The sequence below is a fragment of the Limnohabitans sp. 103DPR2 genome (genome assembly GCF_001412575.1).
Taxonomy (GTDB): domain Bacteria; phylum Pseudomonadota; class Gammaproteobacteria; order Burkholderiales; family Burkholderiaceae_C; genus Limnohabitans_A.
In genome coordinates this window covers 202,471-216,598 of sequence record NZ_CP011834.1, presented here as the reverse complement: position 1 = coordinate 216,598, position 14,128 = coordinate 202,471, and the positions used below count along the sequence as shown (strand labels likewise).

The 14,128-nt window shown below is 54.5% G+C and carries 11 protein-coding genes; 9 read left to right on the top strand and 2 right to left on the bottom strand.

What is annotated here, in order from left to right; genetic code table 11:
• Positions 1-46 precede the first annotated feature (46 nt).
• The 3 genes from L103DPR2_RS00920 to L103DPR2_RS00910 are packed head-to-tail and all read left to right on the top strand — an operon-like array spanning position 47 to position 4,292.
• Entirely contained in the window at positions 47-1,087 is a 1,041-nt protein-coding gene (locus L103DPR2_RS00920) for an ABC transporter substrate-binding protein (RefSeq protein WP_055359333.1), read from the top strand.
• Positions 1,088-2,359: an MFS transporter gene (locus tag L103DPR2_RS00915; RefSeq protein ID WP_082466669.1), complete on the top strand. Its 1,272-nt coding sequence runs from the start codon at positions 1,088-1,090 to the stop codon at positions 2,357-2,359.
• Positions 2,352-4,292 carry a thiamine pyrophosphate-binding protein gene (locus L103DPR2_RS00910; RefSeq protein ID WP_055359332.1) on the top strand — a complete coding sequence of 647 codons (1,941 nt, stop codon included), beginning with the start codon at positions 2,352-2,354 and terminating at the stop codon, positions 4,290-4,292. Before L103DPR2_RS00915 ends, L103DPR2_RS00910 begins: the two co-directional genes overlap by 8 nt.
• Before the next feature lie 35 nt (positions 4,293-4,327).
• Here the strand turns inward: L103DPR2_RS00910 and L103DPR2_RS00905 are convergent, their stop codons facing one another.
• Both L103DPR2_RS00905 and L103DPR2_RS00900 read right to left on the bottom strand, forming a co-directional pair.
• Positions 4,328-4,678, bottom strand: coding sequence for a c-type cytochrome (locus tag L103DPR2_RS00905; protein ID WP_055359331.1), 351 nt, complete (start codon positions 4,676-4,678; stop codon positions 4,328-4,330).
• Positions 4,679-4,758: 80 nt separating this feature from the next.
• On the bottom strand, positions 4,759-6,009 hold the full coding sequence (locus L103DPR2_RS00900; protein WP_055359330.1) for a porin: 1,251 nt from the start codon (positions 6,007-6,009) through the stop codon (positions 4,759-4,761).
• Positions 6,010-6,360: 351 nt separating this feature from the next.
• Between L103DPR2_RS00900 and L103DPR2_RS00890 the strand changes: the two genes are divergently transcribed.
• From L103DPR2_RS00890 to L103DPR2_RS00865, 6 genes are read left to right on the top strand one after another with little or no spacing between them, the layout of a single operon-like run.
• A complete protein-coding gene (locus L103DPR2_RS00890) occupies positions 6,361-7,587 on the top strand; it encodes a cupin domain-containing protein (RefSeq protein WP_055359328.1) in 1,227 nt (408 codons plus the stop codon).
• Positions 7,587-9,128, top strand: a complete 1,542-nt coding sequence (locus tag L103DPR2_RS00885) for an ethanolamine ammonia-lyase reactivating factor EutA (protein WP_055359327.1) — start codon at positions 7,587-7,589, stop codon at positions 9,126-9,128. The genes L103DPR2_RS00890 and L103DPR2_RS00885 overlap by 1 nt, the downstream gene beginning before the upstream one ends.
• On the top strand, positions 9,125-10,132 hold the full coding sequence (pip, locus tag L103DPR2_RS00880) for a prolyl aminopeptidase (RefSeq protein ID WP_082466668.1): 1,008 nt from the start codon (positions 9,125-9,127) through the stop codon (positions 10,130-10,132). The genes L103DPR2_RS00885 and pip overlap by 4 nt, the downstream gene beginning before the upstream one ends.
• A gap of 19 nt (positions 10,133-10,151) precedes the next feature.
• Positions 10,152-10,616, top strand: coding sequence for a (2Fe-2S)-binding protein (locus L103DPR2_RS00875; RefSeq protein WP_055359325.1), 465 nt, complete (start codon positions 10,152-10,154; stop codon positions 10,614-10,616).
• Between the two features lie 10 nt (positions 10,617-10,626).
• Positions 10,627-13,017: a xanthine dehydrogenase family protein molybdopterin-binding subunit gene (locus tag L103DPR2_RS00870; protein ID WP_055359324.1), complete on the top strand. Its 2,391-nt coding sequence runs from the start codon at positions 10,627-10,629 to the stop codon at positions 13,015-13,017.
• Between the two features lie 11 nt (positions 13,018-13,028).
• Positions 13,029-14,123 (top strand): ABC transporter substrate-binding protein, encoded by a 1,095-nt coding sequence (locus L103DPR2_RS00865; protein WP_055359323.1) that lies wholly within the window; start codon positions 13,029-13,031, stop codon positions 14,121-14,123.
• The last annotated feature ends 5 nt before the right edge of the window (positions 14,124-14,128 follow it).

The window sequence follows — 14,128 nt, the reverse complement described above, 5'->3', positions numbered from 1 at the left end:
CAGGTGACTGCGTGCGCGGTAGGCGTGAACAACAAAGGAGAATCGAATGATTCGCAAAACATTAGGTGTTGTCGCATGTCTGAGCATTTGGGGGCTGAGCTTCAGTGCCCTGGCTCAAACAGATCCGAATTTGTTGCGCAGTATCGCGCCCGATCGCGCAGCCAAATTGGCCGCTGCAGCCAAAGCAGAAGGCGCCATCACGCTGTACACCTCCATTGCCGAAAAAGATCTGAAGCCTTTGATTGAGCCGTTCGAGAAGAAGTACGGTGTCAAGGTGTCGACTTGGCGCGCCAGTGGCGACAGTGTTATGAACCGCACCTTGAACGAAACCAAAGCCAAGCGCTACAACGTGGATGTGGTGCATGCTGGTGCTGTGGAGCTTGAAGTACTGCACCGGGAGAAAATGCTGCAAGCTGTGGCCTCGCCGCACTTTGCAGACTTGATGCCAGGCAGCGTGCCTGCGCACAAAGAATATGCCACCACCATCTACTCTATGTGGGTGCAGGCTTACAACACGGGCGCTGTGAAAAAAACTGATTTGCCCAAAACCTACCAAGACCTGTTGGACCCTAAGTGGAAAGGCCGCTTGGGCTATGAGGTGGAAAACATCGATTGGTTTGTGACCGTGGTGCAGTCCATGGGCGAAGCCAAAGGACTGCAATATTTTCGAGAACTGGCCACCACCAATGGCATCTCAGTTCGCAAGGGCCATACCAACCTCACCAACATGGTGGCAGCTGGCGAAGTACCCGTGGCCCTCACCGTCTACAACTACATGCCTGAGCAGCTGAAGAAAAAAGGTGCGCCGATCGATTGGACCGTGCTGCAACCTGCGGTGGTGCGTGGCAACGCTGTGGGCGTGATGAAAAATGCCAAAAATCCAGCGGCCGCAGCGCTCTTCATGGACTATCTGTTGGGCGAGGGTCAGCAGGCCTACGCAGACCTTGAGTACCTGCCAGCCAATAGCAAGATTCCAAGCACTTTGCGCAATTACAAAATGTTGGTGGTCGACCCTGAAGAGAGCCTAGACCGCCGTGACAAATGGCGCAAGTTGTACGACGAAATCATCATGCGTGGAGCCAAATAAATGAGTGCCAGCAACGCAGCCGTGGCAGACGCCACGCAACTTTCCAAGCTGGACATTCGCAACATGGGCCTGATCACCTTGGGCCACTCACTCACCCATTGGTATCCGGCCACCTTCTTCATGTTGTTGCCACTGATTGGCAATGAGATGGGACTCTCCTACAGTCAAATTGGTTTCATCATGACGTGCCAATATGCGGCAGGTGCCATCTCCAATGTTCCAGGTGGCATGTTGGTCGATGTGTGGGGAAAAAAGGGTCAGTTGATGGCCCTTTCGCTTTTTTGGGTGGGCTTTCCCTATTTGATGATGGGCTTTTCATCGCAATATTGGATGCTGCTCATTTGCGTGATGCTGGTGGGCATTGGCAACAACTTGTGGCATCCCACCGCCATTCCATTGTTGGGCAGCATGTTTCCCAAGCGCAAAGGCCTGGCTTTGTCATTGCACGGCATGGGTGGCAACGTGGGTGATGCCCTCGCACCTTTGGCCGTCGGTGCCTTGCTCACCACTTTGTCATGGCGTGAAATTGTGGTGCTCAACGTGGTGCCTGGTGCGGCCATGTCGATGCTCATTTTGTTCTTCTTGGGCACCATGACCTTTGCACCCAAAAAGAAAACTGCGCCTTCGTCAGATGCGCCAGTTGCAGCCGCTGATGCAAAGGGCCAGAGCATGCACAGTTATTTGCAAGGTGTGAAAGATTTGATGCGCACACCCGGACTGTTCTTGCTCACACTCAGCTCTGGCTTTCGCTCCATGACCCAAGGCACCTTGCTCACCTTCTTGCCTTTGTACTTGGCCAAAGAAATGCACTACGACGTCTTCTGGGTCGGTGCTGGCATGGCCTTGTTGCAATTGGCGGGTTTCATTGCGGCGCCGATCGCGGGCCACTTGTCGGACACCATGGGTCGCAAAACCATTTTGATGTCGTCCTTTGGCATGAGTGGTGTGGTCTTGTTGCTCATGACCTTTGCCGGTGGTTCACCGTGGTTTGTATTTTTGATTGCTGTCTTGGGCTTCTTCTTGTACGCCGCGCGGCCCATCATGCAGGCCTGGATGTTGGAAGCCACGCCTAAAAATATGGGCGGTACGGCCATTGGTTTGATGTTCGGCATGCAGTCGGGTGCGCAGGCTGTGGCGCCCATCTTGGGCGGCATTGTGGCCGACCATTACGGCCTTTTGGCTGCGTTCTATTTGCTCGCGGCCACCATCATCATTGCCAACCTCATGGTTTATTGGATTCCGGCCCATTCAAAGGACGCATCACATGACTGATCACAACAAGCAAACACCTGCAGATCTGGATTCAAATCAAGCAGCGCCCACGACGAGGCGCAGAGATTTTTTAAAAGGTGTGGCCAGTGCATCGGCTGCCGGTGTGGCTTTGGTTCAACAAGCCCAGGCAGCAACGCCAGCAGGTCCTGCCAACAGCAAGTTGAGTGATGTGGATGCCAAGGCCGTCGAAAGTGGCCGACTCATCCCGCGGCCAGGCTCAGACTTCATGGTCGATGTGATCAAGAGTTTGAATTTGGAATATGTTGCTGCCAACCCGGGCTCCAGTTTTAGAAGTTTGCATGAGTCTGTCGTGAACTATGGCGGCAACAAAGCGCCAGAATTGATCACCTGTTTGCACGAAGAATCGTCAGTGGCCATTGCCCATGGCTATGCCAAAGCAGCAGGCAAACCCATGGCCGTGATGGCGCATGGCAGCGTGGGCTTTCAGCATGCGGCCATGGCGGTTTACAACGCTTGGTGTGACCGCGTGCCAGTCATCATGTTTGGCGGCAATGGCATTGATGCCGACAAACGCCGACCTGGTACCGAGTGGTCACACTCTGTGCAGGACCCTGCACTCTTGCTGCGCGATTATGTGAAGTGGGATGATGCGCCTGGCTCTTTGCAACATTTTGCAGAGTCCACTGTACGTGCCTATCGTGTGGCCACCACCGGTCAGATGGGGCCTGTGGTGATCATGGCCGACATCGATTTGCAAGAAGATGCCATTCACGGCAAACCCCCTAGCATTCCAAAGCTCAGGCCTACACTGCCGCTGCAAGGTGACACCGGTGCCTTGCAAGAGGCAGCCAAACTTCTCTTGAATGCCAAGAACCCCGTCATCATGGCCGACCGAGCTGCGCGCAACCAAGACGGCGTCAAAGCCTTGGTGAAGTTGGCTGAAAGTTTGCAAGCGCCTGTCATTGATTTGGGTGGGCGCATGAATTTTCCCAATACTCATCACTTGTGCCTAAGCGATCAAAAGCGTGCGCTGGTGCGTGATGCCGATGTGATCTTGATGTTGGAGGTGTACGACCCCTGGGGTCAGGTCAATGGTCTCAGCGATCCTTTCAAAACAGTTCGCCCAGAAGCCAAAGCCGATGTGAAGATCATCACCATTGGCATGAACGATGTGTCCATCCGTTCCAACTACCAAGACTTCCAACGCTTCTTGTCAGTGGAGATGGCCATACCCGGTGAAGCACAAGCCTCGATGCCTGTGCTCACCGACTACATCTTGAAAAATACCACGTCTGCACAAAAGACAAGTTTCGAAGCCCGTCGCGAGTTGATGAAGAAGCGCTGGGAAAAGCAACTTCAAGATGCCAAAGAAGGCGCAGCCTTAGGCTGGGACGCCGCGCCCATCAGCACGGCGCGCTTGGCCATGGAAACTTTTGAAGTGATCAGAAACGAACCCTGGTGCTTGGCGGTCAGCGATCGCATTGCGTGGGCGCGCAAACTCTGGCCCACCACGCAATATCACCAAATGTTAGGGGGCTCGGGCGGACAAGGTGTGGGCTATGGCTTGCCTGCATCCGTGGGTGCAGCCTTGGCCAACAAATCATTGGGCCGAATGACGGTGACGTTTCAGCCCGATGGCGATTTGCTTTACGCGCCCGGCGCCTTGTGGACCGCTGCGCACCACAAAATTCCGTTGTTGATGGTGATGCACAACAACGGAGGCTATTACCAAGAGGTAATGCATTTGCAGCGCATGGCCTCATTGCACAACAGACGCACCGACCAAGCTTGGATTGGCAACAGTTTGCGCAACCCCGACATTGACTTTGCCAAGATTGCCCAAGGCATGGGCGTGTGGGCTGAAGGCCCGATCAAAGACCCTTCGCAACTCAAAGGTGCGTTGCAACGCGCACTGGCCGAGGTGAAACAAGGACGTCCAGCTTTGTTGGACGTGGTTTGCCAAGCGCGTTGAGCCAAGTGGCAACAGCGCACTGAAGCTTCAGCGCATCAGCGCATTGCGTTGTTGATCAAGGGAATCTGCGCCACAGCAGGGCTGGTGCGCATGTTCTCAACATACGCATACAAATCTTTCAACTGCACATCGTTGATGCTCTGCACTGCGTAGCGGGGCATGAGGTTGCGTGGTGTTCGCAGTTGCAATTCAAACGCAACGAAGGGCGTTGGGTTGGGGAAAATTTTAGGGCCTGCGTTGCGCTCCCCGCCTTGGCCTTCAGTGCCATGGCAGCTGTAGCATTGGTGCTGCATGAAAAGGCCTTTGCCCCTTTGAATGGCATCTGCATCGGCGGAATGGGCGCACAAGCTGAACAGCGAGAGCACACCTGCAATCATTGACTTCATTTCAGATTCCTCTAGTCCCCAAAAAAAAGCAGGTGCTCTTTTCAGAACACCTGCCGGGTCATTGCACCAAAGTGCTTTGATTAGAAGCGAGCTTGGATACCAACTGCTGCAGCGTTGATGGTGCCACCAACTGCTGTTTTGCCAGCGCCACTGCCCAAAGAAATCACAGCGCCAGAGTTGGCAGAACCTTTAGCAGCCAATGCGAAGATGGCGAAGTTCTTGTCCAAGTTGTACTTGGCGCCAAAGCCTACCAAGTTGCCACCCAAGCCTGCTGTGGAGCAAGCGATGGTGCCGTTCAATGTGCAATTGCCTGCAGCATTGTTGGCGTATTGTGCGGCCACTGTGATTTGGCTGTTCAAATCGTACTCGCCAGTCACTTGGTAAGTGGTGGTTTTGTAGCTTTGGAAGCCGTTGACTTGCGCAGAAGTTTCTGTGTACTTCAAAGTGGAGGTGTCAGCGCCGATGCGCATGCCGGAGACGCGGTATCCAAAAGACAAGCGTGTAGCAGTGTCTTTGGAGCGCAAGCCTGCAGCTGCGTTGTAAATTGAGCCAGCGGTTGCTGTGGAAGCTGTGCCGGAAACTGCAAAGTAATCATTGTGAGTCTCTTGAGCCAAACCAACGTAGTATTTTTTGTCAGTCCAGTTGATACCTACGGACGACAAGCTTGCGTTCTTTGTCGCTGTTTTAGAAGGGTCTTGGCGCAAAGAGTAACCCACTTCGAAGCCATTGATGCGTGGGCTTGCCCACAACAGCTGACCATTGATGCGTGTGTTGAATGATGTAGAAACACCTTTGTTACCCCATGTTGGATTGGAGGCAACGTTGGCGCTGGACACGAAGTTGCTAGAAGAGACGCCCAACATGCGAACCTTGTCGCCGTTTTGCTTGTAATAAGTGTCTTGTTGACCAGCTGTCAAAGAGCCGAAAGATTTGTGTTCAACAAATACGAAAGCATCGCGTGGCTCGGACAAGAAAGAAGAACCATTGGAGCTGTCAATGTTGACCACGCCTTGCACGTCATAACCCAATGTCAAGTCGCCAACAGTTTTTTGACCTTTGAAGCCAATGTAAGAGTTGACGGGTGTGAACTTGGTGGCGCTAACTGCACCCGCTGTGAATGTGTTGGTTTGTGCGCCAGTCTTGCCTTTTGTCATCGTGCTGACTTCGGCGCCAGTTGCAGATGAGTCACCAAATGTCACAGTTTGGTACTGTGGGTAAAGGTTGCCATAAACCTCGAGCAGGTCGCCAGCCAATTTAACAGCGTGGGCATTGCCCACCAAGCCCATGGCTGCGAAGCAACCCAATGTCAGTGCACGGTATTTGAAAGTCATGTGTATCTCCAAGTGATAAAAAGTGAAATCGTTGAGCCCAGTGGTCTGGGTGGTTCAGCCGCCTGTTCCGGCATGAAGAACACTGTTCTCTTTTGAAAGACAGTGATGTTATTAAGCGAAAAATCGGTGAAAACCCACATTCGTGAATACCCTAGCCACCTTTTGGATTTGCGTCAGAACAACACTTTTTAGTCGAGCGACTTGTGAGAAAAAGCCACAGCCTTGAGGGGCCTTCACAAGGTGAACCCTGTTGACGCTCCTGAGGGGGTGGTTTAGCATAGTAGAACGCTGTTCACTATAGAAGAACGCACTGAACAGCCCCTCCAATTGCTTTTTAGATGGACCCCTTGAATGCCACACGATAAAGACACCAGCCACTGGCATGAGCCAGCAGGCAACAAAAAGGCCGGTTACGGCGTGTTCAAAAAACAGCCAACGCCTTACGACGCCTACATGGAAGCAGAGGGTCTGCCCGTGTTTCGCGATGTGGGCATCAACAAGGTGCAAAACTTGCCCTTGGTGCCCTGGAAGCGCACTGGCGGCAAAGGTCACTTCATTCAACTCTACGGTACCGAAACCAAGTGGGGTTGTTATGTGGTGGAGGTGCCTGGCGCGGGTGCATTGCACCCCGAAAAGCACATGTACGAAGAAATCTACTTGGTTGTAGAGGGACGCGGCACCACGGAAGTTTGGCAAGAAGGCGACACCAAGAAGCACGTGTTTGAGTGGCAAGCAGGTTCGATGTTCTCGATCCCTATCAATGCATGGCACCGCATTGTGAATGCCACCTCCAGTGGCGCACTGTTGTTGGCGGGTACCACAGCACCGAATGTGCTGAACATGTTGCAAAGCACAGAGGCGGTGTTCAACAACCCCTTCGTGTTCCGTGACCGCTTCAATGGCGCAGACGATTTTTACCAAGCCCGCGACGAAGTAGAAGCCGATCCCGTGCGCGGCTTGGCCATGCGCAAAACCAACTTCATTCCCGACGTGATGAAGTGTGAATTGCCATTGGACAACCGCCGCTCACCTGGCTATCGCCGCATTGAGCCTTTCATGACCAACAACTGTTTCTACTTTTGGATTGGTCAACACGAGAATGGTCGTTACTCCCGCGCACACGCCCACACTTCTGCTGCGGTGCTCATTTGCTTGAATGGCAAAGGCTACACCTACACCTGGCCCGAAGATGAAGGTGAAACACCTTGGAAAGATGGCAAAGAACATTTGGTGCGACGCATCGATTACGAACCAGTCGGATTGGTCTCTGCAGCCCCCGGCGGTGCACGCTGGTATCACCAGCACTTCAGTGCCGGTGAAGAAGCCTTGCGATTGACGGCTTGGTTTGGCCCGCACAACCCAGGCCGTGATCCTGGTGCGCCTGGCTCCAAGCACACTGACTACACCGCACAAGATGTCACTGAAGGCGGCACCACCATTCCTTATTGGTTGGAAGATCCGCACATTCGCAAAGAGTATCAAGCCCTCTTGAAGAAAAACAGCGTGCCCGATCGCATGGACCCAGATTGGTACAACATTCCGGCTGAGTTCATGGAGAAGTTTGGACCGAAGAAATAATGAACGAAACCACGACCTCCGCAACGGCGCAAGAAGCGCCCGTAGGGGGCCGCGTTTTTTTCAGCAACGTGCGTCGCAGCCTAGAGGGTGAAGACGAAATCATTTTGGTCAGCGTGGGCGTTGACATTGGTTCGTCCACCTCGCACTTGGTGTTTTCACGCTTGGTGTTGGAGCGCTTGGACAACCGCTACATCGTCAGTGAGCGCACCGTGTTGCACGAGTCGGATGTCTTGCTCACGCCTTATGCAGCCGATCAAAGCATTGATGCGGCGGCATTGGGCGCCTTCATCGAAGCGCAATACGCGCAGGCAGGCATTGCGCCCGACAAAATTGACACCGGTGCTTTGATCCTCACGGGTGTGGCCGTGCGCCGCACCAACTCGCGCGCCATTGCCGATTTGTTTGCTGCCCAAGCGGGTAAGTTTGTGTCGGTGAGTGCGGGCGATGCGCTTGAGACCACCTTGGCCGCATTTGGTTCTGGCGCCGCCGCACGTTCTGTGCGTGAAACGGCGCGCGTTATGAACATCGACATTGGCGGTGGCACCACCAAAATTGCAGTGTGCGAAAACGGCGAGTTGGTCGATTTAACAGCGGTTGACATTGGCGCTCGCATCGTGGCCTTGGACACCGAAGGCCGCTTGGTGCGTTTGGAAGAAGCGGGTCGCAAATTTGCCGAAGAAGTGGGCGTGACACTGACCTTGGGCCAGCCTGTCGCACCCGAAGATTTGGCGCGCATGGTCGATCGCATGGCCGAGCGAATTTTTGATGTGGCGGGCAACGCAGCGCCCGATGCCATCAGCCAATCTTTGCTGCGTTTAGAGCCCTTGCGCGCCAGCCAGTTGCCCGACGTGCTGACCTTTTCGGGCGGTGTGTCGGAGTATGTGTATGGCCGCGAAGCACAGGCCTATGGCGATTTGGGCCCACTGTTGGCTGCAGCTGTGAGGCGCAAAGCGCAAGCTTGGGGGCCTCGTTTAGAAGTGCCCGATCAGGGCATACGTGCCACTGTGATTGGTGCTTCGCAATACACCGTGCAGGTGAGTGGCAGCACCATTTACGTTGAGCCCGCCAATATTTTGCCGGTGCGCAACGTGCCGGTGATTGCACCGCAATTGGATTTGGCCGCAGAAGATTTGAACGTCGCTGAGATTGCCGACAACATTCGCCGCGCAATGCGTCGATTGGATTTGCACGAAGGCCATCAAGCTGTGGCGGTGTGCTATCGCTGGCAAGGTTCAGCCACGTTTCACCGCTTGGACGCGTTTTGTCGTGCAGTAGCCGAGGGCATGTCGGCGGTCCTAGCGCAGGGGCATCCTTTGTTGTTGGTGGGCGAAGCCGATTGTGGCGGCTTGATTGGCATTCATTGCCATGAAGAATTGCATTTGAAAAGTCCCGTGTTGTCGATCGATGGCATCACGCTGAAGGAATTGGATTTCATTGACATTGGCGCCATGCTGGAAACCTCAGGCGCCGTGCCCGTGGTGATCAAGAGTTTGGTGTTTCCGGGCTCGGCTGGACTAGGCCGAACGGCGTTAAAAGTATGAGCCATTTGTATCCGCCTCTTACACCGCATCGCTCAGGCCACATGGCTGTGGGGCATGGGCATTCGGTTTACTGGGAAGAATGCGGCAATCCAATGGGCCGTCCCGTTGTGTTTTTGCATGGCGGGCCGGGTGGTGCTTGTTCGCCCACGGCCAGGCGATTGTTTGACCCGCATCGCTATCGCATCATTTTGATGGACCAGCGTGGTTGTGGTCGCTCCACCCCGCATGCCGAAACAGCGCATAACTTCTTGGCCAATTTGGTGTCCGACCTTGAGCAATTGCGCCTGCTCATGAACGTGGACAAGTGGCTGTTGTGTGGAGGTTCTTGGGGCTGTACCTTGGCCTTGGCGTATGCCAAGCAATACACACAGCATGTGTCTGGCATGGTGCTGCGCGGCGTGTTTGCGGCGCAAGACCATGAGCTGGACTGGCTTTACAAACCCGGTGGCGCCAGTCGCGTTTTTCGAGCTGAGTGGCAAGACTATGTGTCGGCCATTCAAAATCATGCACACCTCGATGCAGATGATTTGACCGTGCGCAGTGGCCAACACAGCGTGCTTTTGAATGCTTATGACAAGGTCTTGCAAGAGGGGACATCGGCACAAGTTTTGGCCATGGCGCGTGCGTGGTGCACTTGGGAGGATGCGCTCAGCAGCGTGTACCCCAGCGACCCGGTGCATGCTGCGCATGCAGGCCCTGAAGAAGATTTGAAGTGTTTGGCCATGGCCCGAATTTCAGCGCACATGTTTGCACACGATCCCGAGCTGGGCAGTCGGGGCCACATCGTGCCGGCCACGGCCAATGATTTCTTAAAAAACATACCCGGCATCATCGTGCAGGGTCAGTTTGACATGGTCACGCCGGCAGAGACGGCTTGGCAGTTAAAGCAAGTGTGGCCTTTGGCGCAGTTGCGTGTGGTGCATACGGCAGGTCATTCCAGTCAAGATCCAGAATTGCAAAGTGCGCTGGTGACGGCACTGGACGACATGCTGACAGAAGTTTGAACAATCAACAGGAGACAACATGGCTTTGACCCCTTTCATGGTGGACGGCAAGTCCGTCCAAATTGACAGCGATCCACAGATGCCTTTGCTTTATGCATTGCGCGATGATTTGAAATTGAACAATCCGAAATTCGGCTGTGGTTTGGCGCAATGCGGCGCTTGCACCGTGCATCTGGATGGGCAAGCGGTGCGCTCTTGCGTGTTGCCTGTGTCGGCCGTGAAGGGCAAAAAAGTGACCACCTTGGCGGGTTTGGGAACACCCGAAAATCCACACCCCATTCAGGTGGCATTTTTAGAAGAGCAAGTGCCGCAATGTGGTCACTGCATCAATGGCTGGGCCATGACCTCGGCCGCATTTTTAAAACGCAACCCCAAAGCCACCGACGCCGAAATCAAAACGGCCTTGGAAGGTTTGAAGTGCCGTTGCGGTACGCATGTGTCCATTTTGCGCGCCATCAAGCGCGCACAAACTTTGATGGCTTGAGGAGCACACCATGCACAATTCTTCAAATTCAGACGTGAACACCTCCGAGGTGACGACAACAAACCACAGTGACAAGCTCAGCGGCACATCGCGCCGAGATTTTCTCAGTGCTGCGGGCGCCCTGGTGGTGTCAGTGGCCAGTGGCGGTGTGTCAACGCAGGCCTTCGCACAATCCGCAAGTGCAACGATGGCGGGTTCTGCTTCTGCCACTGCGATGGGCACGACCTTGGCCACCATCAGTGCCATCAAGCCTGCACTCAAAGCCGATGAACTCGATTCATGGGTGGCCATTCAGCCTGATGGCTCGGTGGTCGCTTATTACGGCAAAGTCGACTTGGGCCAAAGCTTGGAAGTGGCCATTGGGCAAATCGTGGCCGAAGAATTGGACGTGTCGTATCGCAAAGTCAAAATTGTGATGGGCAACACCGCCAGTTCTTTGAACCAAGGTGGCGCCTCCAGTGCACTGGGCATCCAAGCCGGCGCCAAACCACTGCGCAATGCGGCCGCAGAAGCGCGTCGCATCTTGCTGAACTTGGCCAGCGAAAAACTGGGTGTGCCAGTCGCCAACTTGGTGGTGGACGATGGTGAAATCTCGGTCAAAGGCAACAGTGCGCAGAAGGTCACGTATGCTGAATTGATCGGCGGCAAATACTTCAATTCCAAAGTGGAATGGAACAAACGGATTGGCAATCCACTGGATGTGAAAGGCCTGGCCAAGCCTAAATCACCTTCAGAGTACAAAGTGGTGGGTTTGTCTATTCCACGCAACGATGTAGCTTGGAAAGTGTTTGGCACCAGCGGCAACATTGCTGACGTCAAAGTACCTGGCATGCTGCATGCGCGTGTCATTCGCACGCCCGTTGCTGGCGGCTTGGCAGAGAAAGTCGACGAAGCATCGATCAAGCACATTGCCGGCGCCCGCGTGGTCCGCGAGAAAAACTTTTTGGCTGTGGTGGCCGAGCGTGAGTGGGATGCTGTGCGCGCAGCCAAAGAACTGAAGGTGACTTGGAGTGCCTCACCCAAACCCTTTCCGGAGTTTGAAAAACTGCACGCACACATTCGTCAGGCACCGACACGCAAGCGCACAGAAGAACAGAAAACAGGCGATGTCACAGCAGCCCTCAAGTCTGGCGTGAAAGTGGTGGAGGCTGAGTACTTGTGGCCTTTCCAATCGCATGCCAGCATGGGTCCTGCCAGTGCTGTGGCCGATGTGAAGGCTGACAAAATCACCATTTGGACAGGTTCACAAAAACCACACTATGCCCGTGACGGCGTTGCCGCTTTGCTCAAAGTGCCGGTCGACAAAGTGGAAGCCATTTGGGTGCAAGGTCCAGGTTCTTACGGGCGCAATGACGCCGGTGATGCCGTCATGGACGCGGCTTTCATTTCCTCCAAAGTGGGTCAGCCTGTGCGTGTGCAAGGCATGCGCCACGACGGTACGGCATGGGATCCCAAAGCGCCTGCATCGGTGCACCGTGCGCGCGCTGCGATCGATGCCGATGGCAAAGTGGTGGCTTATGACTTCACCACGCGCGCATTCTCCAGGGCCACCATTGACAGCAACGAGTCTGATCCCCGCGACAGCTTGGTGGGCATGGAGTTGGGTCTGCCGCCCAAGGGCGGTATCACCTTCGGCATCCCCGAAGAAAGTTACGCCTTTGACAACAAGTTGTTGGCCTGGGAAGTCATTCCTGATTTGATCGACAGCGCATCCCCTATGCGCACATCGCACATGCGCGATCCAGTGGGTTTGCAAATTCAATTTGCCAGCGAGCAGTTCATTGACGAATTGGCCTATGCCACGGGCGAAGACCCCATTGCCTTCCGTGTGAAATACGCCAAGGCGCCGCGCGACATTGCCGTGCTCAAAGCCGCAGCCGAAAAAGCGGGCTGGGAGCCACGCGGCAAGGCCAAGCGCGATCGCTCGGGCGCTGTGCTGACAGGTCGTGGCATCGCGTATGCGCAACGCGCGGGCACCATCGTGGCGGTGGTAGCCGAAATTGAAGTGGACCGCAAAACAGGCCGCATTTGGGGCCGCAAATTCACGGTGGCGCACGACTGCGGATTGATCGTCAACCCACAAGGTTTGCGTTACACCATTGAAGGCGGTTTGGTTCAAGCACTGTCGCGAACACTCTATGAAGAGGTTCAGTTCTCTCCCGACAAAGTCAAGAGTGTCGATTGGAACAGCTACCCCATTTTGGAAATCAAAGACACGCCTGAGACCATCGACATTGTGCTGATCAATCGCCCCGAGGCGGCGCCGACAGGGGCTGGCGAAGCCACATGCCGTGTGGTGCCTGCAGCCATTGCCAATGCCTTCTTTGATGCGACAGGCGTTCGCATGCGTGAAGCACCGCTGAACCCAGCGCGCATCAAAAAATTGTTGAGCAAAACCTAAAGGAGCCGCTCATGCAAAAGCTTGTGAAACGCTTTGAAATGTCTTTGAAAACCAAATGGGCGCCTTTGATGGCGGCCGTGGTTTGGGGGCTTTGTGCTGTCACGCCATTGCGTGCACAGCCGGCCGCTGCTGCATTGGCCAATCCCCATGAAGCCATCTACATGTACAAATCAGCCGATCGAGAAGCTTGGCTGTTGGAGCGCGCCAAAAAAGAGGGGGGGCTGACGCTTTACACCTCTTTGTCGCCCACAGAGTCAGGCCCGTTGTCAGCGATGTTTGAGAAAAAATACGGCATCAAGTTGACGATTTGGCGCGGACTGAGTGACGGCGTGGTGCAACGCGTGGTGAATGAAAGCCGTGCCAAGCGCCATGTGGTGGATGTGGTGGAAACCAACGGCCCAGAAATGGAAATTTTGGCCCGCGAAAAAATGTTGAGTGAGTTCTACAGTCCTCACCTCGTCGATTTGCCGCAGGGCATGATTCCCAAACACCGGCTTTGGATGCCCGATCGTGTGAATTTCTTTGTGGTGGCCTTCAATACCCAAAAACTGAAACTGGAAGACCTGCCCAAACACTATGAAGGCTTTACAGAAGCCAAGTGGAAGGGCCGAATTGCCATTGAAGCCACCGATGCCGAGTGGATGGGTGGCCTGGTGAATTCGTTGGGTGAGCAACGCGGCATGACATTTTTCAAAAAACTGTCTGATCAAAAACCAGATGTGCGCAAGGGTCACATTTTGTTGGCTCAAATGGTGGCAGCAGGCGAAACCGATGTAGGCCTGACCATCTACAACGCCAATGCGCAGTCTTTGAAACAGCGCGGCGCGCCCATCGACTGGGTGCCGATGGAGCCAACTTTGGCAAGGCCGCAAGGTGTTGGCGTTGTGCGTCAAGCACCGCATCCCCACGCAGCCGCTTTGTTTGCCGACTTTATTATTTCGCCAGAGGCCCAGGCTTTGCTGAACAGCATGGGCCGCCCGCCTGCCAATCAAAAAGTGAAATCCAATTTGAACAATTTCAATTACGTCCTCACCGATCCTGGCATTGTGGTGGACGAGGCTGAAAAGTGGAACCAACATTGGACACGGCTTTTTTTAACCAAATAAATTCA

What these genes read in the sequence shown, in the direction of transcription:
- L103DPR2_RS00920 (WP_055359333.1), top strand. Translation starts at nt 47, where the DNA reads ATGATTCGCAAAACATTAGGTGTTGTCGCATGTCTGAGCATTTGGGGG.
- L103DPR2_RS00915 (WP_082466669.1), top strand. Translation starts at nt 1,088, where the DNA reads ATGAGTGCCAGCAACGCAGCCGTGGCAGACGCCACGCAACTTTCCAAG.
- L103DPR2_RS00910 (WP_055359332.1), top strand. Translation starts at nt 2,352, where the DNA reads ATGACTGATCACAACAAGCAAACACCTGCAGATCTGGATTCAAATCAA.
- L103DPR2_RS00905 (WP_055359331.1), bottom strand. Translation starts at nt 4,678, where the DNA reads ATGAAGTCAATGATTGCAGGTGTGCTCTCGCTGTTCAGCTTGTGCGCC.
- L103DPR2_RS00900 (WP_055359330.1), bottom strand. Translation starts at nt 6,009, where the DNA reads ATGACTTTCAAATACCGTGCACTGACATTGGGTTGCTTCGCAGCCATG.
- L103DPR2_RS00890 (WP_055359328.1), top strand. Translation starts at nt 6,361, where the DNA reads ATGCCACACGATAAAGACACCAGCCACTGGCATGAGCCAGCAGGCAAC.
- L103DPR2_RS00885 (WP_055359327.1), top strand. Translation starts at nt 7,587, where the DNA reads ATGAACGAAACCACGACCTCCGCAACGGCGCAAGAAGCGCCCGTAGGG.
- pip (WP_082466668.1), top strand. Translation starts at nt 9,125, where the DNA reads ATGAGCCATTTGTATCCGCCTCTTACACCGCATCGCTCAGGCCACATG.
- L103DPR2_RS00875 (WP_055359325.1), top strand. Translation starts at nt 10,152, where the DNA reads ATGGCTTTGACCCCTTTCATGGTGGACGGCAAGTCCGTCCAAATTGAC.
- L103DPR2_RS00870 (WP_055359324.1), top strand. Translation starts at nt 10,627, where the DNA reads ATGCACAATTCTTCAAATTCAGACGTGAACACCTCCGAGGTGACGACA.
- L103DPR2_RS00865 (WP_055359323.1), top strand. Translation starts at nt 13,029, where the DNA reads ATGCAAAAGCTTGTGAAACGCTTTGAAATGTCTTTGAAAACCAAATGG.